Here is a 23,877-nt window from a genome sequence, read left to right on the forward strand (position 1 = left end):
TCGCTTCGGCGGGGCCTTTTTGAAATTGCGACAGAATTAACCGCGGTGCGCGCATCTTGTCATTTTTTGCTGCAGTGTGTGGCGACGAAAAAAAGGGGTTGCCCCCGGACTGGCGAGTATGCTAATATATTTAAGTTGTCATATGGCAATGCAGCAATGGGTGGTTAGCTCAGCTGGCAGAGCAACGGACTCTTAATCCGTGGGTCCAGGGTTCGATCCCCTGACCACCCATCACAAGGACCGGCAAGCAGAGATGCTTGCCGGTTTTTTCGTTTGCATGAGCGATAGGCTAACACTTGAGGATCATATCACTTTGCCTGTTATTTAATGAAGTGGATCAAGTCGCGGTGCGCGCGCTTCTGGTTTGCAATCTAAAAAACTTAGGGTGATCACAAATCTCCGGTAAAGTAGGAAAGAAAACTCGTTTGAGCGTAAAAAAATACCTTCCAGTTATTGGATGGAAGGCGGCGGTCTGGGGTAGTTAAGCCCATGCTCCTGCGGTTCACTTTACGATGATAGCCTATCATGAGTTGACGTAGGCTGCAAACAAGGCAGACTTTTAATTACTATGATTACACTGTTGTCGGCAACTGGTTACGGCTAGTTACCGTACCCGATACTGTTGCCGTCTGAAGGTGTCCCTGTGGTTGACTTTACATTTTCAGTTAGTGCAAATCCCGCACAGCTAGGCGCGTTTATCACTGCCGTTATCGGCGGAGCGATTGCCTGGAAGAAGCGGCCCAGGCACTAGCTCAACGGAAGCCTCGCCGGCGCCGGTGAGGCTTCTTACTGTTATTTATCGGGCGTCATCGGCTTTCGCAGGAGTGCCGAGTTTGAATCAGAATTGGGTAAAGGGCCGGAGGTGCACTGATGCTAGCGTTAGGGTTCAATTTGCTGATACGACGTGGGATCGTCATCGGCGTTGCTGGGTTCAATCGGGTGTGCGGCTAGTCGTGGACCTGCGCGATAAATGGCGGTTTGGTCGCTTACTTCGGCCTGTTATATCACAGCTGTCGCATCTAACTGAATGGTACCGATCGCCGCCGTGAATCGCAATCGGTGGTTTTTTGATGTCCGGATACAACCCCTCAAATTTTTCTCCGCGAATTATTTTTGGGGTAGGTAAGGCTCTAGTAGAGCAAATACCAGCGATATCTCGTAATTATTGATGCAGATGTTATATTTGATCTCAATCTGTTTGAAAATACTGTGTGACACCGCGTAGAAATCTTCCTCAGTGGGATTCTTAAACGAATGCGCTTGCGGATTCACATCACTTGTTGACGACAAGATTGAGCGCTCGATGGTCAAGGATAGATGCATGTATAGATTGAGCTTTAACTTGGCATCCAGTGTGATGTTGTAGTAAGCCTGGAACCGTTCGACAATTTTCTGGACGTCGTTAATCACAATATCGGGATTCATGAATTCTAGTCTGTTCCGAATACCGTTGATACTGAAGAACTTCAACAGATGATCCATCAAGTTGCTGATGTTGGCCGGGCTTTCTCCGGATTTTCGCAAGAGTTGAGTGAGTTGCTGGTTGCCCGATTGATCCATGATGTTATAGATATTGAGGATTTCGATATCAAGCTCTGTGCGAACATCTGTCGTCGTGATGACGAACTGCGTATTTTTGAAGAAATGATTATCATTGTTGTGCAAGATAATATTGAGATCCGCGTAGTCTTCGGTAATAATCTCCAGATTGTCGGATAAAGTGGCGCACATCATTTTTTTGATTTCTGCTGACAGGCCCACTCCGGACATGCATGAGACGATGATATTTTTTCGATTGGAGATGCCTTCGAATGACTGCGAGCCGGTTGAGTCACCATATTTCTGAGTAGCCAGGGTGATTTCATCGAAGCTATCGTGCCTTTGAATGCGCAAACCGACGTCCAGCGCCGTCGCTGTGGTCAAGTTATTTACAACTAGTAACTCCTGGTCTGAGAATTGGCGAATCTCACTGAACATCTGATTGAGAGAGCCCATATCCAGCAAGACAATCGTGCCATTACGGCTGGTGCCTTGCCAGGCTAAGTACTGCTTGACCTGTTTTTTGATATCGTTAATCGAAGCGTCGACAGGCATGTCGAACGCTTCAAAATAATACCCTTGACACAGGTTGTTTACTACGTTTTGAATGCTAGACGCGGTGCTAGGACCATGCGCGAGCAGAATCGCGTTGAAGTCTACCGCTTCGATAACGGCGGAAGAATCAGCGAGCAAGGGGAAGAATAATAGCGGCCAGCTTTGTAGATGTAATGGCGCATTAGCTGAGGCCAAGAATTTTTTCACGAGATAAAAGCTACGGGGGTAGCTTCGTTTTAGTGATTTTCGCAAGTTAGTGACTCGCTCTTGGGTGTCATCGAAGTTGACGTAATTGATCAGCATCCACATTGAGGTAAGCTGATGCCAATAATTAGCTGACGTCGGCATCTTCAATCCATATTGATCGTGCAGCGTGTGCTGATAGCGCTCTTTGAGCTGGTGCATGGTGCCGGAGAAAACCGCTGTGTCGAGTCCTGAGCTGACGGTGCGCAAGAGTTTTCGCACGATGAACTGTTGCTCAGATAGGGGTGCTTGACTCCTCAGCGAGCTGTTAATGTCCTGGATGGCCGTGTTAAGGAGCTGATTATACCCAGTTAAATGACTAAAGTAGTTGGTTATCTGCTGCGTATTCTGCTGGGTGGGGGTGATAATCACCGGATTGTCTGTGGTGGCGTCGATTAGAATCGGTTGACTGCGGTCGGTAGTGTCGGCGTATGCTTTGGCACATTTCAGGGTCACCGAGTTTTGAATGCTGCCAATGTTACCAGGTAAATTGAGGTTAGCAATCTGCGAGATAGTCGCTAGCGGAACCGCGAATGGCTGATTCACTTTGATGGCTTCATTCTGGAAGGCATTAATCGTAATGGCGATGCGTTCTGTGACTGGCCGCTCCAAGTAGTCGGGCAAGTGGACAGTAAGGGGAATACGGCGTAGTAAGGTCCGCAACAAGACGGCTTCGACAGATTCTGTGGTGGCGAAAATGAAGCGGACATGAGCGCTGCGTGGGTGCTCAGTCTCCCCCAGCGGATAGAAGCGATTGGCATCTAAGAGCGAAAATAGTTTTTCTTGGCTAGAGTGAGGTAATCGGTGCACTTCATCTAAGAACAAGTAGCCGCCATCAGCACGGTCGATTAAGCCTTTCGTATCGGCCATCGCACCGGTGAACGCGCCGCGCTTGTAGCCGAAAAGCACCGATGACAGCAGATCAGGGTTATTGGCATAGTCTGCTGCGTTAAGGGTGACGAATTCTGCATGGTCCGCAATTAGATGTAAGCGTCTAGCTTCTGCATAGATGGTTTTGGCCAAAAACGATTTACCCACGCCACTATTACCAGTAATCAGCAACGGAAAGCCGCCGCCTGGATACACCATTGATTCTCGACTATTGGCAATCACTTGGCTCAGGCTACCATCGAAGCCAATAATCTGGCTGAAAGAGGTAGGCGTCTGTTTCAATGACCAATAAACCGGTCTGCTGCCAGTTTTGGCCAGCTTACCGGCTTGATAAAGCTGCGATAAATAAGAGCTCACCACTCCTCGCGTCAGCCCCACCGCCTTGGCAATTTCCTGGGTGGTGAATTCATGGCCAGCCTTAGTATGTTCGAACACCTGTAAGACTTTTTCCGTTGCACGCATTTGCTGTCACCTCGTTTAAGCACTTTGTTACAATTTTAAGCACTAGATTTTAGTGCGATTATTTCACAAGTTGCTTAAAATGTCTACTGGGAGGTGACCGTCTATGCTTGTGCAAGACCAAACCGTGATACAGACCCAGCAACTTAATCTTAGACAGCTGAATAGTTTGGCACTGCTAGCCGCATCATCGGCGGACTTGGTTGAGCAGCTAGAGACGGTCGCTTGGAATCACCCATTGCTGACAGTACGGCGACCACAGCCGGCTCAATCCGGGACTTATGAAGAGTGGATGCAGCCAGCACAGACCCTACGTGAGACCCTTGAACAATATCTGACTCGTCAGCTCAATGAGCTCAGCCTATCAAAAGTGCAGGTGGCCGTTGTCCAAGCATTAATTGCCCGGTTAGATCAGCATGGCTATCTGGCAGCGTCTAGCGATGCGCTGGCTGCTAGTCTGGGAGTGGATGCCTCGTGCGTGGCGCGGGCGGTGAAGATACTGCAGTCGCTTGATCCGCCAGGTATTGGTGCAAGGTCCGCTCAGGAAAATCTATTGATTCAGATCAAGCGCAATCCCCAGGCACCCAAAGAGGCGGCACCGCTGATTACCGAACATGCGGATGAATTGGCGAATCATCATTATCGCAGGATTCTGGCCCAGATGCAGATGACCCCTGAGCGCTTTGAGCAGGTGATGATGTTTTTGCGCCAGTTGTCCCCTAGGCCGGACTCGAGATTCTTCACTGCTACAGCGACCCAATATGTGGTGCCGGAAGTCGCGGTTGATTTTGTCGCCGGTGAACCGCAGGTGACACTGATTAAGCAGAATCAGCCTGTGCTTATTTTTGATTGCAGCGATCTGCATGGGCAAGGTGAGCTGACAGGAAACGCAGAGGTAAAGAAGTATCTAACGACAGAACTGGCGGAGTATAAAGCGCTGAACCGTGCGCTGCGTGAACGTGGCAGTACAGTGTTAACGATTGCCCAAATTATCGTTACGAAGCAAGTGGCATTCATTCGTGATGGCGCGGCGTTGGCTCCGCTGACTATCGTCGAAATTGCAAATCAATTAGCGCTTAATTCATCCACCGTAAGTCGGGCGATTAGCGGCAAATACCTCCGCGTCAACCAGCAGGTGATAGCGCTGCGGTCGCTGTTGTCACATGATATTGGCAATCATCAATCGCAAGCAGGGGCGCTGCAGTTGATGGCTACCATCGTGGCGCAGGAGGATGTCCGGCAACCGCTGACTGATGATGCTATCAGTCAGCAGCTGGCGGCGCAAGGCTTCCATATCTCGCGCAGGACGGTGGCGAAGTATCGGCATCAGCTTGGGATTCTCGGCTCCACCAAACGTCGGTTGAGTTAATCGATCAGGCGGCAGCAAGAGTGCTTAATTAAAAATAAGCACTTTTTTTTTTGCTTCGTTCAGTCCCGGCGTCATCGGTTTGGCACGCTATTTGCTACTAGTAAAGTGAAGGGAGTGAGCACCGATGAGACAAATTATCATCGCGTCACATGGCAAACTAGCCGAGGGGGTCGAGAACACACTGCAGTTATTCACGGGTAATCTAACCGGAGTATCGTTTCTATCTGCGTATACCGAAGATGGGGTTCAGCTAGACGATCAGATTGAAGCACTGATGAAGACTTTCGACCAAGATGGCGCGTTATTCTTCACTGATATTAAAGGCGGAAGCGTCACCCAAGCCGTGGTGCGGCATGTCGCAAACTTGGCGAACGTCTATGTGATTGCAGGGTTTAACTTTGCAATGATACTAGAAGCGTTGATGTCAACGGTGGCCTTGAGTGAAACGTTCGCTCAGAAGCTTGCAGTCAGTGGCCGGGAAGGCATTGAGCTGATTGAGGTTAAGCAGGATGCAAGTGAACAAGAAGACACTTTCTTTGAGTAGGAGGAATTAGATATGATTTGTTCTTTGCGAGTAGACGAGCGATTGATTCATGGTCAGGTGGCCATGACGTGGACGAAAGAACTGCGACTCACCGGTATTGTCATCGCTAATGATGAAGCGGCTAAAGACGAGATGCAGAAGATGACACTGAAGATGGCGTTGCCACATGGTGTAAAACTCATTGTGAAGTCGGTAGAAGGGGCAATTAGCCTGCTGTCCGACTCGCGCGCAGAGGCGATGCGGCTAATGGTCATCACCCGTACCGTGGCCGATGCGGTGAAGGTTGCTACGGCGTTCCCGAAGACCATCGAGCTTGTGAACATTGGTAACGCAGGCAAAATGTCGAACACCGATGAGAAGAAAACCATGATGACGCGTGCCGCGATGCTGACTGATGCTGAGATTCAGTCGCTTCGAGAGTTGGTCAATGTCTATCCGGAAACCTTCTTCCGTGGCACGCCTGAGATGGAGAAAACCATGGCATCATCAGCACTGAAAAGCGTAAGCAAAGGAGGAAAGAACTAATGTACGACGCAATTATCGTTGCACTATGTGTATTTATCGGCGTTGCTGGTCATGAAATGTTCGGGATGGCGATGTTGAGTCGGCCAATTGTGGTCGCGCCACTGGCCGGCTTATTGTTAGGGGATCTTCAGACGGGGCTACAGGTCGGTGCGTCGCTTGAAGCCATTTTCATGGGCGTCGTGAATGTCGGGGTGACCCCTTCCGCCGAGCCAGCCATCGCTGCCGGTTTGGCCACCGTATTCACGATTCAGATGGATGGCAAACTCGGTGCCATTATTCCTTTGGTTTGGCCTTTAGCCATCATTGGCCTGCAAATTATCAATATGATTTTCTCGTTTGTCTGCGGACCATTTGCTTCTAAGTTCCTGAATTATGCCAAGAATGATGATCAAAAGCGGTTTGTCCATTTGCATTTTGGCTTATGGGTTCTGCATTATGTCTTGTATGCACTGCTGCCGTTCTTCGCTGTGCTCCTTGGGTCAAGTGTGGTCAAGCAGGCGATTAATGCGATTCCGCATGTGATTATGAACGGGCTCACCGTTGCTGGGAACTTGATGCCGGCAGTCGGGATGGCCATGCTGCTGCAGATGCTTTGGCGTAACGACTTGGCAATCTGGTACTTCTTGGGCATCGTGCTGATGGCTTACTTCAAGTTGCCAATGATCGCGATTGCGGTTATCGGTGCCATTGTCGCCATTGCGATTGCTGAACGCGACCTACAATTGAAGAAAGTCACCAATGCTGGCGTAGCAGTGGCAACGAATCAAGGTGAGGCTGGGACAAGCGAAGATTTCGAAGAGGAGGACTTTTTCAAATGAAAATCGGCAGTGAATTAGATAAAGACGAAAAGAAGTTAATGCGGAAGCTCTTCTGGCGCTCAGGCCCAATGTATATCTCCGTGAACCCAGTGCTGATGGGAGGTAGCGGTTTTGCATACGCGTTGATGCCATTTATCAACAAGTTCTACAAGAATAAAGAAGACCGGGCAGCTGCGCTTGAACGCGAAACCCAGTATTTCTCCACGACAATTCCGTTCGCTTCATTCGTCATGGGCATCGCCGCCTCGATGGAAAAAGAAAATGCCCAAAGCCCCGATTTTGACGTGTCGAGTATCAATGCGATTAAAACCGGCTTGATGGGTCCACTGGCAGGTATCGGCGACTCACTGTTCTGGGGTGTATGGCGTGTGGTTTGTGCCGGGATCGCGATTACGCTTGCCAAGCAAGGCAGCTTCCTGGCACCAATCCTATTCCTTGTCATGTTTAATGCGATTAACTATATTTGCCGTTACTATGGTGGCGTACTAGGCTATTCACTAGGTTCAAAGTATATCAGTCGGATCTATCAAAATGGACTAATTGAGGTCCTGACCAAAGCTGCCAGTGTCTTAGGCTTGATTATGGTTGGTGCGATGACGGTTAGCATGGTGCTGTTCAAGACTAAAATTAATCTCGTCATGGGTGGCAAGGAGATTCTCGACCTGCAGAATGTCTTGGATACGATATTCAAGAACTTGGTTCCGGTATTGATTACTTTAGGATGCTTCAAACTGCTACGCGGTAAGAAGGCCGGTATCATTACGATCTTGTTCGGCATCGTTGTCATTAGTATTCTCCTGTCGTTCTTGGGATGGGTTTAATGACTAGCGTTTGGGATCTACTGACTGCCCCTGTGAATGCGGCGACTAATATCCGGTGTGAGGATGGGCGGTTCTCGACGACCAATCATAAGAGCTTCTACCGGCAGCATCAAGGCGCAGACGGCTTGACGTTCGATGTTGGGAACCAGAAGACCTTAGCGAATATTTCTGCGCTGGGGCAGATTGCACACTTGTGTTTTTACCGCGAGAATCACTATACCGAGGAGAAACCGGGTGTATGGGTCAATAAAGGGCTGGCGCAAACCGAGCAGATCAATTTTGCGCTGACGATTGATGGGCAAACGCGCCAGCTGTGCCAAGCGGATCACAACATCATCGTCGATACGTTAGCTGATGCCATTCCGCGCGTGCAACATCGCTATTTGGATGTCGAGGTGACGGAGATTCCGTTTTGCCCGATTAGCGGGGATGAGCGCAAGAGTATGTTAGTGGTGCCCTTGTATATCAAGAATATCACCGCTAAGCCAATTCGCGTGGCGCCGTGCCCACCGCGGTTATTTCAACAGAAGTATTCCGATCAACAAAATGTCTTAGCTAAGTTGAGTGGTGGCGCTAAGGTGATCGCGCCGAATGCGACTGCCTGCTGTTCGTATGTGTTCGTCGATCCGGATTGCTATGATGAGCTTGATTGGCTGACTGAAGACAATTGCGATCGTCAATTAATCGCAACTGTGAGCTACCACCAACGTTTATTCAGCGGCTTGCAGCAAGGGGAAAATGGCATTAGCACTAGTTTGAAGCGGGCAGCCTATCAGGCTTTGTTATCGCTTGCGATGAACAAGGATGGGCAGATTGTTGGAGCGAACTGGGGCAGTTACCCAGCCGTCGCACGAATCTGGAACAAAGACATGTTTTACGTCTCCTTGCCCATCATGATGCTTGACGCACACCTTGCCAAGCAGATTATCCTTTGGTTCTCCAAATATCATATCAAACCTAAAGGCACCAAGTTCCAAGGCGGCATCTATCATTCGCTGGGGAACACGTTGGCACCGGTCATGTTGGCAGGCATGTACTACCAATGGTTCGGTGATGTCCAATTCTTTAAAGACCAGCCTCAACTGGTTGCAGATTATGCGCAATTGCTCCAGACGATCCGCAATGATACTCACCAGCCTCACCCCGTGCTGCGGGGCTCGGAATGGGTGAGTGATGCGTATGCGTTGGGGGATGTGCACACCGGTTCGAATATTTGCCTGTGGTCGGCTTGCGTTGGTTTAGCAGAAATCTATCAAGCGCTGGGGCAGTCTACGCAAGCGGGTGCCATGAATCGCTACGCGCAGGAGATTCATGAGGCCATCGACTCGTTTCTGGTGGTTAAGGATAAGTCGGGGCAGCATTGGCTCGAAGGCCGTAACGTTGACGGAAACTATCTCAGCGTGTCCACTCGCGGTTATGAGCAAAGTATTCACGATCAGGGCCTGATTTTCTTGAGTTATATGATCAAGAATCACCACCTTAGCTTAGTGATGCATGATGGTGAAGAGTCTGATACGACTATGGCGCCAGTATATGGATTCGAATCCAAAGACTCACCGGTTTATCAACACACGATGCAATTTGCTGGTTCTAACCTGAACCCGACTTTTGTAGAAGGACTCCAAGGCATCAGTTGGGGAGAAGAATCGGGAACAACTTTCCCTGGCTTCATCACACTATTGATGGGCCACGCCAGTGATGCTCAGGACTTCGAGCAGCAGTATAAATATCTGCTGGCGCTGGCTGACCTGGATGGTAGCTGGTGGTGGTGGCCATATGGCCTGCAGGCGAAATACGGTGATGTATTGCGTAATTTTGGCCCAGGTAAATGTGGCTGGGCTTCCGGCATGGCGGTTTCGCTGTTGTTAACTCAGTACTATGGCGTGAGTGTTCAGCATGGCGCCTTAGCAGTCGCGCCAATGAAGAATCTGACGAGCTTCTGCTGGGAACAAGCGCGGATTGGGCGCTGGTTCGTGACACTGAAGGTGACGCCAACAACGATTACCATTCACAATCTAGCGGATCAGGCAATTGAGGTGTGGGTCAATCAGGTAAAACACCCATTAATAGCTAATGAAACTAAGCAATTTGAAAGGGCAAAGCAATGAGTCTCTTAAGTGATATTACGCAGTATCGGCACCAAGTTACTAGGGCCATCACCCCTGAAAATATCACCGGTGAAAAAGGTGCAGCTGCCCAGGCGGGCAGCAAACTGGGCCCTCATCGCAAGGGCAGTCCAACGATTCCACTAATGCAAGGCGAGGAAACTGAACTGGCCAATATTGAAGGCCCCGGAGTGATTCAGCACATCTGGATGACGGTGCGGAACCAAACCGAGCTGGGGAGTTTCGTGCTCCGCGATTTGGTGTTGCGATTCTATTGGGATGACGAACCGGAACCAGCTGTGGTCACGCCGTTAGGGGACTTCTTTTGTAACGGTTTCGGTCAGTGGTGTGACGTAAATTCGTTGCCGATTGTGGTCAATCCAACAGGCGGTTTCAATTCCTATTTTGAGATGCCGTTCAAGCACCACGCACGGATTACGATTGAAAATCAGCATCCGAAGAGCCTGAGTTCATTTTTCTATACGATTAATTACGCTTTGGTAGATGGGTTGCCGGACAACAGCATGTATTTTCATGCCAAATGGCAGCGTGAACGCTGTACTAAAAAAGCCGTTGATTATACGCTACTAGATACCACTGAGGGGCCAGGAGTTTATGTTGGTACCTATTTGGCGTTGACGGCCTTACAACGATATTGGTGGGGAGAAGGTGAGTTTAAGTTCTATATTGATGAAGATGATCAATTGCCTACCGTGACCTCCACCGGGTCTGAGGATTACTTTGGTGGTGCCTGGGCATTCCATGACTTTAACCACGACGGCCATCCGCGGGCTAAGAATTTCTGTACACCGTTCCTCGGCTATCCGTACCAAAGCACTCGTGACTCGACACGTGATCGATTCGAGACAGGAAAGCTTAACGCAATCCACGCCTTTGGTGATGACGCACTGCCGCAGCACGGTTTGTATCGCTGGCACCTACAAGATCCCATCGTTTTCGAACATGGGTTGAAAGTCGCACTCCAGCAAATCGGGAATGACGATGTCACGTTATTCGAGCGCGAGGATGACGTCGCCAGTGTGGCGTATTGGTATGCCCTGTCGCCGGCAGGAGACGGGGAGGCGTTGCCAGATAGAACAGAGCGATTGCCACGGTAGGCGAACACGTAAGGTCGATTATAAGAAGAAGGTGTAACCATGACCGTTGGATCTATTGAAGCAGGTGGGACCAAGTTCGTCGTGGCTGTGGCTGATGACGACATGAAGCAGCCAATTACAGCCCGGATCCCCACCACAGATCCTGTCACCACGCTGAACCAAGTGATCCAGTTTTTCCGTACTAATCCAGTTGATAGCCTGAGTATTGGCTCGTTTGGTCCATTGTGCTTGGACCATAGTGCGCCTAATTATGGCGCACTTCAAAACACACCCAAACCTGGCTGGGCTGGCATCAACATGTATGAAGATTTGATCCAGGCACTGAACATTCCAGTCCAGATGACCACAGATGTTAACGCGTCAGCATATGGCGAATACTATCTGTTCAATCGGAATTTTCGGCAGAAACCAGTGAAATCCTTAGCGTACCTGACTATTGGTACTGGCATCGGTGGTGGCTTTATTGAAGGTGGCCATGTCATTGGCGAATCTGGGCACCCTGAGGTTGGCCACATGTGGGTCGAACCAAGAGCTGATGATGACTTCGAAGGTGGTTGCCCGTATCATGGCAACCACTGTTATGAAGGATTGGCATCGGGTTCTACGATTTCAGCACGTACCGGCGAACGTGGGGAGAATCTGGCGCGCACACATCGGGTGTTTGATTTGATTCAGTATTATACGGCACAGTTGGCGTGGAATATCTATGTGACGATGCATCCCGAGCGAATTATCATCGGTGGGTCTGTTTTGAATGTAGACGATTTAACCGGTGTTCGTCAGTACTTTAATGACTTTAATCACGACTATTTGGCTGTTCCAGATTTAACCGAGCTAATCCAGCCTCCGCTGGCAGCGCACAACGGGTCTGCAACGATTGGTAACTTTTTACTTGCCAGGCATGCAGTGGGGATCAGTGGGGATACCGATCCTGAACTAATTATGAGTAGGACCCTTCAGGACCTGGACTCAGGGATAGGCTGACTGTTTAGCATCGAGTTGATATTGATTTTTGAACACACCTGGGCCTTGATGGTCCGGGTGGTTTTTTGGTTACTTCGAGACAACATACGGAACATGTCGAAAAATAGTTATTGGCAGGCGGTGGCCCGGGTCGGTTGGACCTTGTAATATCACAATATATTTTACATGAATATATTGTCGCCTGTTCACACACAGCTGGTGAAAATAATGAGAGTCTGAGGTAACAGTGTTAAATCGTTGATTCGTAACCGGTTGTGAATAGCTATTATACCCGATACCACTAATGAAGTTTCGCTGATGACGGTGAAGCTTTTTATCGTTTTACGAGTGTCGCTTAATCTGGCTTTGCGGGTTGGCACTGAGCGTATCTCATGAAATTAGTCGAGCAGGCTTTCGGCTGGCTATTTTGTCAGTGCCATGTTCCACGTGAAACAACGGGGCCCCGCCTCGCACCAACACCGCGCTGCCGCGACTGCTGAAGTCGGGCAGGGCGGTGTTTTGGTGTGCCACGTTGCGCGATCCTGATATTGGTTTATATGCTAACCCAACTTCGCGTTGCTACCGGGTTTTGGCCCCATATTGGGCGTCGGCAGCCCCGTCAGTGGCCCGCCCAAGCTGTTATAGTACAGAAAGTCCACCTATCCCGATAAACCAAGTTAACGGCTGGGTCCGTTGAGGCGGGGCAGGCGACCCCGTATGATGCAAATAGTAAGCGCTTTCTCGGGCTTGCGCAACGGCTTTGGGGTAGGGTGAACCGCAATGATTCAGGATGAGACCCGCAGCAGACTGCGGGCACAAGGAGGAGCAATGAGAAAGTCACGGGTAGTACGTAATCTCACACTGGGATCGATGGGTATTTTGGCGGCGCTGGCCCTGGGGGCAGGACAACCAGCGCAGGCCGCAGCGTCACCGAACGGGAAAAGCTATGGCGCCTATTTTCGCGCGTGGATGGATGGCAGTCTGATCGGGGTCAACTCTGCGCTGAACCAACCGAACATTCAGACGATCGCCGACATTCCATGGGGTGTGGATTATGTGACCGTTTTTGGCCCGAGTCAAAACGATACCGGGGTTTCCGGCCTGCAGTCGGCGCCGTTCTACGAGCATCTGAAGGAATACGCCGCCACGCTTCACGCGCGCGGCACCAAGATCATCAAGGGCCAGGGGTACAAGGCGTCGATCCTGCCGCTGGCCAAGAAGTACAACTACTCCCTCGATGTGGACTTTGACGCGATCGCCAAGCAGTTCGCACACGATATCGTGTTCAAGTATGACTTGGACGGGATCGATGTGGACATGGAGTACACCCCGGACGCGCAAACCGTTGCGTTTTCGAACCGCTTCTTCGCCGCACTGGGCCAGTACCTGGGGCCGAAGTCGATGAATCCGGGCACGGTGATGGTTTACGACACGGTGGATCATTTTACCAAGGATCCGCTCAAGGACGTGGCGCAGTACTTCACCTACGTGGGCAATCAGCAGTACGGGCAGCCGAGCCAGCTCACGACTGCGGAGCTGCCAGGGTTTAACGCGGCCGGCATGCCGTCTGACCGCGTGATGGCGGGCCTGTCCTTTACTGAAAACGGCACGAAGGGCTGGGGCGACAACACCGGGGGGTACATGAACAGCCACATCCACGAGATGGCGATGGCCGCCGCCACTGGCGACTTCATGGGGATGTTCACGTATGCCATCGACCGCGATGGCCGCACGGGCGAGGGGGATGACTACACGTCAACGAAGTCCTCGACCTTCCGCTGGACGAAGGCGTCGGTGCTGGAGACCAAAGGGTACACGCTTGAGCAGACGAAGCAGGCGGCCTATCAGCACATTCAGCGCGTGAAAGACGCGCGCAGTTGGACCACGGATCAGGTAACGGAACTGACCGCAGGCGTGGCGAACGCCGAGAACATCTGGGACGTCATCTCGGTGTTCATGTCGGATGACTACGCCACCTCGCTGGACCCGACCTTTGATCCATTTTACGAGTTGCAGACGCCGCTGACGTCAACAGCCAGCCTGGAACAGGCGATCACCGACGCGGGCCAGCTCGAGGAGTCCCGCTACACAAGCGACACGTGGTTGACCCTCGCACTGGCGGTCAAGCAGGGGGCGGCGCTGCTGGAGGCGGAGGACCCGGCGGCCAGTGACGTTGCGGCAGCCACGACCGCGGTGGCGCAAGGGATCGCCGGGCTGAAGGCCGTTGCCAATCCTGGCACCGACCTGGCGCACCTGAACACCTCGCTGGCCTTGGCGGCGCGCGTCACTGAAGACATCTACACGGACACCACGTGGGACGCTTTCGAGCAGGCGCAGGCCACGGCCATGGGCATTAAGGCCTTCCCACAGGCGGATCAGCACATGATCGATGATGCCGCGGGCAACCTGGCCCGGGCCATCGGTCAGCTGGTCATCGACACGTTCCCGACCCCGGCGAACAAAGCGGCCCTGAGCGAGCTGCTCGCCAGCCTTCAGCCCCTGACGGCGACGGATTACCTGCCGCAGACCTGGCACGCCTACGATAACGCGCTGAAGGCCGCCAAAACCATTGCCGCAAACGTTGACGCAACACAGGCGGATGTGGATGCGGACCTGACCACGTTGCAGGCGGCGCTTGACGGGTTGCTGCCGAGCACGGCCACCCCACCGACCGTCACTGATGGCCTCGCGCGGTTGGTGGCGCAGGCGAACACGCTGAACGCGGCCGACTATGCGGCGGCGAGCTACGCCCCAGTTGCCACGGCACTGGCGGCGGCGCACACGGTTTTGACGGATCAAACGGCCACGCAGGCGCAGGTCACCGCGGCTGGCGCTAGTCTCATTCAGGCGATCGGGCAGCTGAGCACCCCACAGATGCAGGCCGCCAAGGAAGCCAAAGCGCGCGTGGCGGGGGCCGCGAGTGCACTGAGCGGTTACATGCGCGAGCAGGGTAAGGCGGTGGAAGCGAAGCGGCTTGCGGCTGAGCAGACGGCCGCCTTCCAGGCCGGTCGGCAGAGCGGCGAAACCGGTGCGGCCGTGCCGGATCTGACGGCGCGCTCGGCCAACTATCAGGCCGCGTTTGCCCAGGGCCAGAAGGTGGGCGCGGGCATTCGCGCGCTGAAGGCCTTCCTGGCCAAAACCGCGGACCAAGCCGCCGCCATTCGCGCGGCCAAAGCCCATGCGCAAACCATTCTGGACAGCCACAAGAAGGGCAGCACCTACGGCGACTACAAGAAGATCGAGGCCGCATACGCCAAAGGCAAAGCGGACCAGAAAAAGGCCACGGCGATCGTTGCGGGCAAGACGCCGGTGTCGACGCCAACGCCCGCGGCCGAGCCAGCCGCGACGTCGCGATCGAAGGCGTCTGCGGCAACGGGTGCGAAGGCCGATCACCAGCTCCCGCAAACCGGCAACCGCGTCGCCTGGGGTGCCGGGTTCCTCGGTGCGTTGATGACGTTGGGCACGGCGGTGGGGCTGCGGAAGCGGCACTAAGCCGATCGCCAACAATGAACTGGTCAGCAACACGCTGGCCAGTTTTTTATTGGCGCAGCCAAGTTTTTGATTAAATAAAATAACGAATATTTCATGCTGATACGGAACCTGACAAATGGTTTCTACCTATAGGTGCGCGGGGAGCAGGGAGATAACGCTTCGTTCCAGACGTGGTACCGACCAATCTGAGAAACGGCAAAAACAGGTTTGACAAGCTTTCTGCCGTTCGTTAGACTTAGCCTCGTAAACGTTTACAGATTTCTATCACGTCACGCGACGCAAACGTGGCGTAATCAACCAATTTAGGTGATCGACTTGCTAATTTCACAAGTGTTAAACAATAACGTTCTGCTTGTGGAGGATGGGCAAGATCAAGAGAAGATCATCTGGGGGCGGGGCATTGGCTTCAAGGCGCACCGCGGGCAGAACTACGACCCGCAACCGAACGACCGCGTCTTCTCGGCTGTGCCGCACAATGACGATAAGTGGCTCGATTCATTCAAGCAGTTATCGAGTAAGATCCCGCGCGAGTACTTTGAGCTGACGGATCAGATCATTGCGCTGGCACAGAGTCAGATCGACGCCGACTTTGATGAGCATCTCTTGGTCCCACTAACAGACCATATCTACTTCGCAGTCGAACGATTTCGGATGGGTCTGAATCTCGCCAACCCGATGCTGATCGACCTGAAGCGGTTTTTCGCCAAAGAGTACCAGGTGGGGAAGCAGGCACAACAGCTTATCCACCAGCTCTCGGGCGTACCAGTTTCAGACGATGAAGCAGGCTTTATCGCGATTCATCTGGTTGAGCACGAGATTCAACATTCAGACAGCACTATTACGAATTTTTCCAATATTCTAGAGATCTCATCCGGCGTGAACAGTATCATTGAAGCGGCGTTCGGGCGGCAGTTCTCCGAGGATAGCATCGCCGTCAGTCGGCTGATGACGCACCTGCACTACTTGATCCTGCGTAGCCGGACCAAGCACCCGCACAAGCCGTCACCGGACGACACCGAGCTCTTAGCTTCCCTGCTTCGGCGGCACCACCGCGCCGGGGCGTGCCTGAGCCAGGTGGTCGCGTACCTCGAAAAGCAGATCGACTACCGCTTCACCGATTCGGACCGGCTGTACCTGCTGATCCACATCGTTCACATAACTGAATAAGGGCTTGTAACTTTAAGTAGGCAATACCCAACAACCGTCGCAGCCACTTGGTTTGCGCGGCTGTTGGGTATTTTATTTTGACACGTGAGAGGAGTATCACATTATGGACAACGCACACGAGAGTCGAAAGACCCGCTTCTATGCGTTCATGCAAAACCTCGGGAAGTCCTTCATGTTCCCGATTGCCACCCTGTCTGCCATGGGCATCCTGGTGGGGCTGGGCAGTGCCTTCACCGCACCGTCGATGATGGAACGCCTGCCATTCTTGCAGAACCACATTGTTAACGTCATCTTCAACTTCATGAACACGGTGGGGAGCTTCGGGTTCACCTACCTGCCGGCGATGTTCGCCATGGCGCTGCCGTTCGGCTTAGCCAAGCGCAACAAAGGGGTCGGCGCGATTGCCGCCTTTGCCGGGTATATCTCCCTGAACACGGGGATTAACTTCATGCTGCAGCAGCAGCACAAGCTGGTGGCCGCGGACAAGATGCAAGCCGTTGGCCAGGCCAACGTGCTGGGCATCCAGACCCTTGAAATGGGGGTCCTCGGTGGGATCCTCGTTGGGCTCATCACCTACTTCCTGCTTGAAAAGTACCAGGAAGTGAAGCTGCCAGACGCCTTTTCCTTCTTCGGGGGCATTCGCTTCGTGCCGATCATCTCGGTCATCGTGGAATCCTTCGTCGGGTTGCTCATTCCGTTCATCTGGCCGACCTTCCAAAATGGGATCGTTGGGCTGGGCCGCCTGATTCAAGGCGCCGGCATCTTTGGCCCGTTCCTTTACGGGATCGCGCTGTCCGTGCTGAAGCTGATGGGGCTGCACCACATCCTGCTGGCTATGGTGCGCTTCACCGATGCTGGGGGGACCGCGATCGTTGGCGGCAAGACCATCACCGGGGCGCTCAACATTTTCTACGCCCAACTGAATGCTGGTGTGCCGGTTTCCGGTAAAGCGACGGCCTTCCTGTCCCAAGGCTTCATGCCGACCTTCATGTTCGGCCTGCCGGCGATCTGCTTGGCCATTTACTTCACGGCCAAGCCTGAAAACCGCGACCGGATCAAAGGGCTGCTGATCTCCGCCACCCTGGTTGCCTTTGTTTCTGGGATCTCCGAACCAACGGAATACCTGTTCCTGTTCGTTGCGCCAGTGCTGTACGTTTTCCACACCATCATGCAAGGGCTGTCATTATCTGTTATGATGCTGCTGGGCGCGCACATGGGGAACACCGACGGCGGGGTGCTTGACTGGATCCTCTTCGGCTGGTTGCAGCCGAACTCGCGCTGGTGGCTGTTGATTCCAGTTGGGATCGCTTGGTTCGCCATTTACTTCCTGTTCTTCCGCTGGTACATCGTCAAGAAAAACGTCAAGACCCCAGGCCGTGAAGCCGAAGGGGACGTTGTGATGACAAAAGGCGCCGGCATCTACGATCCAGGTGTGATCCTCGGGGCCCTCGGTGGGGCCGCAAACATTGTCAGCCTGGACAACTGTGTGACTCGCCTGCGGCTTGAGGTGAAGGACCCATCGAAGCTGGACGACGACAAGCTCAAAGCGTCCGGCGCGCTGGCGATCATGAAGGCCGAAAAGTCGGTTCAGATCGTCTACGGGGCCCAAGTTCAAAGCGTCAAGGACGGCGTCGAGAAGCTGATGAGCGGCGGTGCCCCGGCGTAACGCGGGCATACTGGTTGAGCTAGGGTGTGGGCTAAGCTGCCCCACCACTCACGCCTAAGTGCGGGCGTAAGCGTCAGGTCATCTTAGCCTGACCCTCATAACCGTGCCATTCCGCTCTGGATCGTCGAGCTGCATGGCACAACGCGGAAGCGGCTAGCGACGCTCAAGCACTCGGGCCCAAGTGCGGCCCAAGCACTTGAGCTAGGCTACCCGTTCCGCTAAGGGCGTGCCACGCCGCTCTGGATCGTCGAGCTACGTGGCACATGAGGGTGTGGGCTAAGCTGCCCCGCCACTCACGCCTAAGTGCGGGCGTAAGCGTCAGGTCATCTTAGCCCAACCCTCATAATCGTGCCACTTCGCTCTGGTTTGCTCTAGTTCTCGTCATCTAGGAGGATGAACATGCAACATTATGATTTTGATACATTGGCTGATCGGTCTGTCGATCACGCGCGCAAATGGGATTCGGGCATCGTGCACAGCAAGTTTCCGCAGGTGCGCGAGGACTTCATCCCGCTGTGGATCGCTGATATGGATTTTCAGGCCGCGCCTGAGATCCGCACGGCGCTGGCAGAAATGGCCAACAACGGGGCGTACGGCTACACGTATTCCACGGACCGCTGGTACAACAGTGTGATCAACTGGCAAAAGACGCGGCACCACGCCCACGTTGAAAAGGACTGGATCACCCTCGGGTACGGCACGGTGCCGAACATGCATGTGCTGATTCAGGCCATGCTGGCACCCGGTGACAGCGTTCTGCTCAACACCCCGGTGTACGGGCCGTTCGCTTACGCCGCTGAGCACAATGATCGCGGGGTCATCACGGTACCGCTCCTGAAGCACGGGTTGCGTTACGACCTGGACTGGGCCAAACTGGAAGACGTGATGGCGACGCAGCACCCGAAGATGACCTTCTTCTGCAACCCGCATAACCCGTCCGGGCGCATCTGGACGGCGGCTGAGCTGGAGCGGATGGCAGCCCTGTGTCTAAAGTATCATGTGTTGCTGGTATCCGACGAGGTGCACTCGGAGCACATCATGACCGGCACCTTCACCAGCGCGCTGGAGCTGCCGGCGAAGTACCTTGATAACCTCGTGATGTTCACCTCACCGAACAAGGGCTTTAACCTCGGCGGTCTGAAGCTGTCGTACTCGATCATCCCGAACGCTGAACTGCGCGCCGCGTTCCGCAAGCGCTACGCCGCCAACTCGGTGACCAGCCCGAACGTGCCTGGCCAGATCGCGATGACGGTGGCGTATGAATCCTGTGGTGACTGGCTCAACCAGTGCGAAGCGTACATTCGTGAAAATCTGCGCATCACGCAGGCTGCCATTGACGCCGAGTTCCCTGGATGGGAGCTGATGGAAATGGATTCCTCGTACCTACCGTGGGTCAACGTGGCGGAATCCGGCCATGACATGCACACGATCGCGAAAACCATGGCGGAGTCCGCCGGGGTGGTCGTCGGCATCGGGGATGATTACGTGGCCAACGCGGAGAACTTCCTGCGGCTCAACCTCGGGACGTCCCACGCGGTCATTGAAGAAGCGATGACGCGGATGGCCCAGACCTGGCGCAAGATGCAATAACTGAATGGAGTGAATGAGATGTTCAACTTTTTAAAGAAGCAAGCCAAAACAGTGACGATCGTGGCCCCAGCAGACGGGCAGGCGATGCCGGTGACGGCCGTTTCCGACCCAATGTTTGCCCAGAAGATCATGGGGGACGGCTACGCGGTCAAGCCAAGCAGTGACGCGGTGTACGCCCCGGTGAGCGGCCAGGTGGTGTCGGTGTTCCCGACCAAGCACGCCATCTCGTTGCGCACGGCTGACGGGCTTGAAGTCCTGTTGCACATGGGGGTCGACACCGTTGAGCTGAAGGGTGGCCCGTTTGCTTTGACCGTCAGCGACGGCCAAACCGTCACGGCCGGGGATGCCCTGGGCACCATGGACCGTGCGGCGATCGCCGCGGCTGGCAAGTCCGACGAGTTGATCGTCGTGTTCACGAATATGGATAAGGTCAAGGCCTTCCCGACTGTGGCAGCGGCCACGGTGACGCACGGCCAGACCCTTGGTGACATCACCTTAGCCTAAAGGAGACGGATTATGAGCAAAACGATTTTCACCCCGGCTGCCCCGGCACCGATCGGACCGTACACTCAGGCCCAAGCGGTCGGGAACACGCTGTATTGTTCCGGCCAGATCGGCCTGGACCCCGCGACCGGCGAGCTGGTCGCCGGCGGCATTGTCGAACAGACCCAACAGGTGCTCAAGAACCTCCAGGCCGTGCTTGAGGCAGCCGGAGTCGGGCCCGAGGCGGTGGTCAAAACCACCTGCCTGCTTGCGGACATCGCTGATTTCCCGGCGTTTAACGACCTGTACGCCACCGTCTTCAGCACGCCAGCGCGCTCGACTTTTGCGGTCAAAAGCTTGCCGAAAGCGGCCTTGGTCGAAGTTGAAGTGATCGCGGCGCTGTAAGCGGGCCGCACTGAAGGCCATCCGCCCAACCGATCCCGGCCGGTGCGGGTGGCCTTTTTTCTGAGCAAAGGAGAAACCCAAAAATGACTTATACCGTTGGCATTATTGGCGTCGGCCACGTCGGCGCCGCAGTGGCCACCGCACTGGTTCTGCGCGGCAGCGTGGGGAAGCTGTGGCTGGTGGACCAAAAAGACGCGAAGGCGCAGGCCGAAGCGCTGGATCTGATGGACCAAAACGCGTTGCTCGACAAGCAAACCGCTGTCGATTGCTTTGCTTACGCCAGCGACTGGCATCAGCTGGCCGCGTGTGACGTGGTCGTCCTTGCGGCAGGGGATATCAGCATCCTCGGCGGGGACAACCCTGACCGGTTTGCGGAGCTGCGCAATTCCATCCGCGTGGTGGGCGATGTGGCACCGCGGCTCAAGGCCTCGGGCTTTGATGGCGTGCTCATCAACATCACGAATCCGTGTGACGTGGTCGTGACCTACCTGCAGCAGCAAACCGGCATCCCGTTCGCCCGCATCTTCGGCACCGGCACCACGCTGGACACGGCCCGGATGAAAAAGGCCGTCGCCAAGCGGCTCGGCTGCACGCTGGCCGATGTCACCGGGTACGTGCTCGGGGAACACGGCGAAAGCCAGTTCACGGCCTGGTCGACCGTCCGGGTCGGGGGCGTGCCGATCGACCAGATCGCCGCGGCTCAGCACCTTTCGCTGCCCGAATTCAAAGAGGCGGCCCGCATGGGGGCCTGGCAGATCCTGGCCGGCAAGGGCTTCACGGCATACGGCATCGGCTTGTCCGCCACCGTCATGGTGGAGGCCGTGCTGGCTGACAGCCACCGCGCGTTGGCGGTGTCCGCCTACGATCCGGCGATCGGCTGCTACATCGGCCAGGTGGCGCAGCTCGGCGCGGCCGGCATCGAGCAGGTGCTGCCGGTGCCGCTGACCGCGGCGGAACAGGCTCAACGCGCGGCCTCCGTTGCCTCGATCCAGCACATGTTACACACCATCGACCCTGCGTAGGGGCGATGTTTCACGTGAAACAAAAAATGACTCAGGCGCGCCGGTGACAAGGCGCGCCTTTCATTCGCGCTAGTTCGTGAATCAGTTAATTATTTCCGGTTGAATCAGAAAATGTTAGCGTTTTCAATCTTGTCTAGCACCCCTAGACTAGATTGTGGGGGGAGGGAACCAGAATGAGATACGGGCAGATCTTGGAACGACTTGAAGAAGCGCAACCGGCGCCCGTTTCACGTGCGGCGCTGACGGGGTCACTGGCCATTACGGAGCGGACACTCAGCTCTGACATTCGGACGCTGAATGATGATGGTGTGCACCATGGCTTCACGATCACAACGGTGCGCGGCCGGGGCTACGCGCTGCGCATCACGGATCCCAAGCGATACGCACAGTACTGTACGCGCGAACTGCCGGCACCGGGCCCAGCCGATGTGGCCCAGCGCGTGCGCAACCTTGAGATGCTGCTCCTGCTGGCCGGCACCTTTATCACCTCAGAGGAGCTGGCCCAGCGCCTGAACGTGAGCGTGCCCACCATCAAAAGCGACATGAAGCAGACCCGCCAGTTCTTTGCGGAGCATCAGCTCAACGTGATGGGCCGCGCGCATTATGGCAGTTGTGTCACAGGCACCGAAGAGCACAAGCGGCGCGCCATCATTGACCTGTTCCGCGCGCAGCTCCCGGCCCCGATGGTCACCCCGGAGTACTCGGCGTTCGTTCAGACGCTGGACGAGCCGCAACTGCGCGCCCAACTGACGACCCAGCTGCAGGCCCATCAACTGACGATCAACGATGCGCTGCTTAAGAACGTGATCGAGCACACCCGGCTGTTGATCTATCGCATGACGCGCCGGAATTACATCACGCCGGACACCGCCAGCCTGGTGCCAGAGCCAACGCGCGATGCCCGCGTGGATGTGCTGGTTGACGCAATCGTGACGTACATCCACGGGCACTACGACCTGATCCTGCCGCAGTATGAGGTCACGTACCTGCGCAACCAGATGATCGGCAAGCTCTCGTATGTGGACAGCCAGGATGAAGCTCGGTACAAGGCTATGATCGCGGCGGCGCTCCGGCAGTTGGACCGGTCCTACGCCACGCGGTTTGCGGCGGATGAGGAGCTCAAGGCCTCGCTACTGATCCACCTGGCCACCCTGTTCAAGCGCCTGTCCACCAACCATCAGCTCAAAAACCCGCTGCTCGATGATATCTACATGCGCTACGCCAATGTGATCAACACCGCGCTGGACTTCATGCAGCTGATGCTCCCGGCAGACCGGCCGATGATCAGCAAAGATGAGCTGGGCTACATCGCCATTTACTTTGCCGCCAGCCTTGAAAAGCAAAAGGTGCAGGAGATGGAGGCCTACCGGAACGTGGTCGTGCTGACCGATAACGGGCGCGGCACGGCGTACCTGCTCGAAAACGGGCTGCGCCGCCTGTTCCCCAACGCCAAGATTCAGACGCTGGCGGTCAACGAGCTCAATCAGCTGACCGCGGCCGTGAACTTGGTGGTGGCCACCGTGGCGGTCCCGGCGCTCCCTGTGGCTGTGCCCGTGATCGAGATCAGCCAGATCCTGTCCGATCGCACGATGACGCGGGTCGAAAACGCGGTGCACCTGCTGCACGAGGACCCCACCCATTTTGTCAGTAGCCAGGAACAGCTGATGTCCCTGTTTGACCCGGCGCACTTTGCCGTTGTGGCTGGCGGGGACTACCTGACGCTGTTGCGCCAGCGCGGGGCGGCGCTGGAGGCGGATGGGTCCGCGGCGGCGGGCTTTGCGGCTAGCGTGCTCGAGCGTGAGGAGCGCATCGACACGGTGTACGAGCACGGCATCGCAGGGCCGCACCCGATGAGCAGCTTTGCCCAGTTTGAGCGGATCGATGTCACCTTGCTCCAAGCGCCCCTCGACTACGAACAAAAACGGGTGCAGGCCATCTTCTTGATCAACCTGCGCCGCGGCCACCTCGTGCTCCATCAGGAAATCAGCCGCATGATGATCGCGTTGATGAACGATGCGACACTGCTTGCCGAGCTGCACCGGGTGCGCACTTACCCTGAATTTATTGCCATTATGACACAAGCGATCAATAGGAGATGACCT

The 23,877-nt window shown here is 54.7% G+C and carries 17 protein-coding genes and 1 tRNA gene; 17 read left to right on the forward strand and 1 reads right to left on the reverse strand.

The features are described 5' to 3' along the window. Nucleotides 1–158: 158 nt before the first annotated feature. Nucleotides 159–231: transfer RNA gene (locus tag EKM88_RS00375), tRNA-Lys, on the forward strand. An 876-nt stretch (nucleotides 232–1,107) separates the two neighbouring features. On the opposite strand, the gene EKM88_RS00380 is transcribed toward EKM88_RS00375, so the two are convergent. After that, complete coding sequence (locus EKM88_RS00380) at nucleotides 1,108–3,690, reverse strand: sigma 54-interacting transcriptional regulator (RefSeq protein ID WP_125702197.1); 2,583 nt, start codon at nucleotides 3,688–3,690, stop codon at nucleotides 1,108–1,110. 103 nt (nucleotides 3,691–3,793) lie between these two features. Between EKM88_RS00380 and rpoN the strand changes: the two genes are divergently transcribed. From rpoN to EKM88_RS00460, 16 genes are all read left to right on the forward strand, one after another. Then, nucleotides 3,794–5,056 (forward strand): RNA polymerase factor sigma-54, encoded by a 1,263-nt coding sequence (gene rpoN / locus EKM88_RS00385; RefSeq protein ID WP_125702198.1) that lies wholly within the window; start codon nucleotides 3,794–3,796, stop codon nucleotides 5,054–5,056. Between the two features lie 124 nt (nucleotides 5,057–5,180). Further along, a complete protein-coding gene (locus tag EKM88_RS00390; protein ID WP_125702199.1) occupies nucleotides 5,181–5,600 on the forward strand; it encodes a PTS sugar transporter subunit IIA in 420 nt (139 codons plus the stop codon). A 12-nt stretch (nucleotides 5,601–5,612) separates the two neighbouring features. Next, a complete protein-coding gene (locus tag EKM88_RS00395; RefSeq protein WP_125702200.1) occupies nucleotides 5,613–6,125 on the forward strand; it encodes a PTS sugar transporter subunit IIB in 513 nt (170 codons plus the stop codon). Further along, nucleotides 6,125–6,943: a PTS mannose/fructose/sorbose/N-acetylgalactosamine transporter subunit IIC gene (locus tag EKM88_RS00400; protein ID WP_125702201.1), complete on the forward strand. Its 819-nt coding sequence runs from the start codon at nucleotides 6,125–6,127 to the stop codon at nucleotides 6,941–6,943. Before EKM88_RS00395 ends, EKM88_RS00400 begins: the two co-directional genes overlap by 1 nt. Then, nucleotides 6,940–7,764, forward strand: coding sequence for a PTS system mannose/fructose/sorbose family transporter subunit IID (locus EKM88_RS00405; protein WP_125702202.1), 825 nt, complete (start codon nucleotides 6,940–6,942; stop codon nucleotides 7,762–7,764). The genes EKM88_RS00400 and EKM88_RS00405 overlap by 4 nt, the downstream gene beginning before the upstream one ends. A gap of 125 nt (nucleotides 7,765–7,889) precedes the next feature. Next, a complete protein-coding gene (locus tag EKM88_RS00410) occupies nucleotides 7,890–9,872 on the forward strand; it encodes a glycoside hydrolase family 125 protein (RefSeq protein WP_125702203.1) in 1,983 nt (660 codons plus the stop codon). Continuing rightward, nucleotides 9,869–10,987 (forward strand): glycoside hydrolase family 172 protein, encoded by a 1,119-nt coding sequence (locus EKM88_RS00415; RefSeq protein ID WP_125702204.1) that lies wholly within the window; start codon nucleotides 9,869–9,871, stop codon nucleotides 10,985–10,987. The genes EKM88_RS00410 and EKM88_RS00415 overlap by 4 nt, the downstream gene beginning before the upstream one ends. Nucleotides 10,988–11,026: 39 nt before the next feature. Further along, entirely contained in the window at nucleotides 11,027–11,971 is a 945-nt protein-coding gene (locus EKM88_RS00420) for an ROK family protein (protein WP_125702205.1), read from the forward strand. Between the two features lie 807 nt (nucleotides 11,972–12,778). Further along, nucleotides 12,779–15,442 carry an EndoS/ChiA family endoglycosidase gene (locus tag EKM88_RS00425; protein ID WP_164511942.1) on the forward strand — a complete coding sequence of 888 codons (2,664 nt, stop codon included), beginning with the start codon at nucleotides 12,779–12,781 and terminating at the stop codon, nucleotides 15,440–15,442. 330 nt (nucleotides 15,443–15,772) lie between these two features. Continuing rightward, nucleotides 15,773–16,609 carry a PRD domain-containing protein gene (locus EKM88_RS00430; protein ID WP_225418393.1) on the forward strand — a complete coding sequence of 279 codons (837 nt, stop codon included), beginning with the start codon at nucleotides 15,773–15,775 and terminating at the stop codon, nucleotides 16,607–16,609. A 103-nt stretch (nucleotides 16,610–16,712) separates the two neighbouring features. Continuing rightward, the gene (locus tag EKM88_RS00435; RefSeq protein WP_125702208.1) at nucleotides 16,713–18,275 is read left to right on the forward strand and encodes a PTS transporter subunit EIIC; all 1,563 of its coding nucleotides are present in this window, start codon (nucleotides 16,713–16,715) and stop codon (nucleotides 18,273–18,275) included. A 399-nt stretch (nucleotides 18,276–18,674) separates the two neighbouring features. Next, a complete protein-coding gene (locus EKM88_RS00440) occupies nucleotides 18,675–19,865 on the forward strand; it encodes a MalY/PatB family protein (RefSeq protein ID WP_191988700.1) in 1,191 nt (396 codons plus the stop codon). An 18-nt stretch (nucleotides 19,866–19,883) separates the two neighbouring features. Beyond that, on the forward strand, nucleotides 19,884–20,369 hold the full coding sequence (locus EKM88_RS00445) for a PTS sugar transporter subunit IIA (protein ID WP_125702210.1): 486 nt from the start codon (nucleotides 19,884–19,886) through the stop codon (nucleotides 20,367–20,369). Between the two features lie 12 nt (nucleotides 20,370–20,381). Continuing rightward, the gene (locus EKM88_RS00450) at nucleotides 20,382–20,753 is read left to right on the forward strand and encodes a Rid family detoxifying hydrolase (protein WP_125702211.1); all 372 of its coding nucleotides are present in this window, start codon (nucleotides 20,382–20,384) and stop codon (nucleotides 20,751–20,753) included. 83 nt (nucleotides 20,754–20,836) lie between these two features. Then, complete coding sequence (locus tag EKM88_RS00455; protein WP_125702212.1) at nucleotides 20,837–21,775, forward strand: lactate/malate family dehydrogenase; 939 nt, start codon at nucleotides 20,837–20,839, stop codon at nucleotides 21,773–21,775. Between the two features lie 173 nt (nucleotides 21,776–21,948). Continuing rightward, nucleotides 21,949–23,874 (forward strand): BglG family transcription antiterminator, encoded by a 1,926-nt coding sequence (locus EKM88_RS00460; RefSeq protein ID WP_125702213.1) that lies wholly within the window; start codon nucleotides 21,949–21,951, stop codon nucleotides 23,872–23,874. Nucleotides 23,875–23,877: the final 3 nt, after the last annotated feature.

The organism is Lacticaseibacillus daqingensis (assembly GCF_003946115.1).
Lineage (GTDB): Bacteria > Bacillota > Bacilli > Lactobacillales > Lactobacillaceae > Lacticaseibacillus > Lacticaseibacillus daqingensis.

Bases quoted from the DNA above. Each gene is read 5' to 3' on its own strand.
- rpoN (WP_125702198.1), top strand. From the start codon at position 3,794: ATGCTTGTGCAAGACCAAACCGTGATACAGACCCAGCAACTTAATCTT.
- EKM88_RS00395 (WP_125702200.1), top strand. From the start codon at position 5,613: ATGATTTGTTCTTTGCGAGTAGACGAGCGATTGATTCATGGTCAGGTG.
- EKM88_RS00405 (WP_125702202.1), top strand. From the start codon at position 6,940: ATGAAAATCGGCAGTGAATTAGATAAAGACGAAAAGAAGTTAATGCGG.
- EKM88_RS00440 (WP_191988700.1), top strand. From the start codon at position 18,675: ATGCAACATTATGATTTTGATACATTGGCTGATCGGTCTGTCGATCAC.
- EKM88_RS00460 (WP_125702213.1), top strand. From the start codon at position 21,949: ATGAGATACGGGCAGATCTTGGAACGACTTGAAGAAGCGCAACCGGCG.
- EKM88_RS00425 (WP_164511942.1), top strand. From the start codon at position 12,779: ATGAGAAAGTCACGGGTAGTACGTAATCTCACACTGGGATCGATGGGT.
- EKM88_RS00455 (WP_125702212.1), top strand. From the start codon at position 20,837: ATGACTTATACCGTTGGCATTATTGGCGTCGGCCACGTCGGCGCCGCA.
- EKM88_RS00445 (WP_125702210.1), top strand. From the start codon at position 19,884: ATGTTCAACTTTTTAAAGAAGCAAGCCAAAACAGTGACGATCGTGGCC.
- EKM88_RS00435 (WP_125702208.1), top strand. From the start codon at position 16,713: ATGGACAACGCACACGAGAGTCGAAAGACCCGCTTCTATGCGTTCATG.
- EKM88_RS00390 (WP_125702199.1), top strand. From the start codon at position 5,181: ATGAGACAAATTATCATCGCGTCACATGGCAAACTAGCCGAGGGGGTC.
- EKM88_RS00450 (WP_125702211.1), top strand. From the start codon at position 20,382: ATGAGCAAAACGATTTTCACCCCGGCTGCCCCGGCACCGATCGGACCG.
- EKM88_RS00420 (WP_125702205.1), top strand. From the start codon at position 11,027: ATGACCGTTGGATCTATTGAAGCAGGTGGGACCAAGTTCGTCGTGGCT.
- EKM88_RS00415 (WP_125702204.1), top strand. From the start codon at position 9,869: ATGAGTCTCTTAAGTGATATTACGCAGTATCGGCACCAAGTTACTAGG.
- EKM88_RS00380 (WP_125702197.1), bottom strand. From the start codon at position 3,690: ATGCGTGCAACGGAAAAAGTCTTACAGGTGTTCGAACATACTAAGGCT.
- EKM88_RS00400 (WP_125702201.1), top strand. From the start codon at position 6,125: ATGTACGACGCAATTATCGTTGCACTATGTGTATTTATCGGCGTTGCT.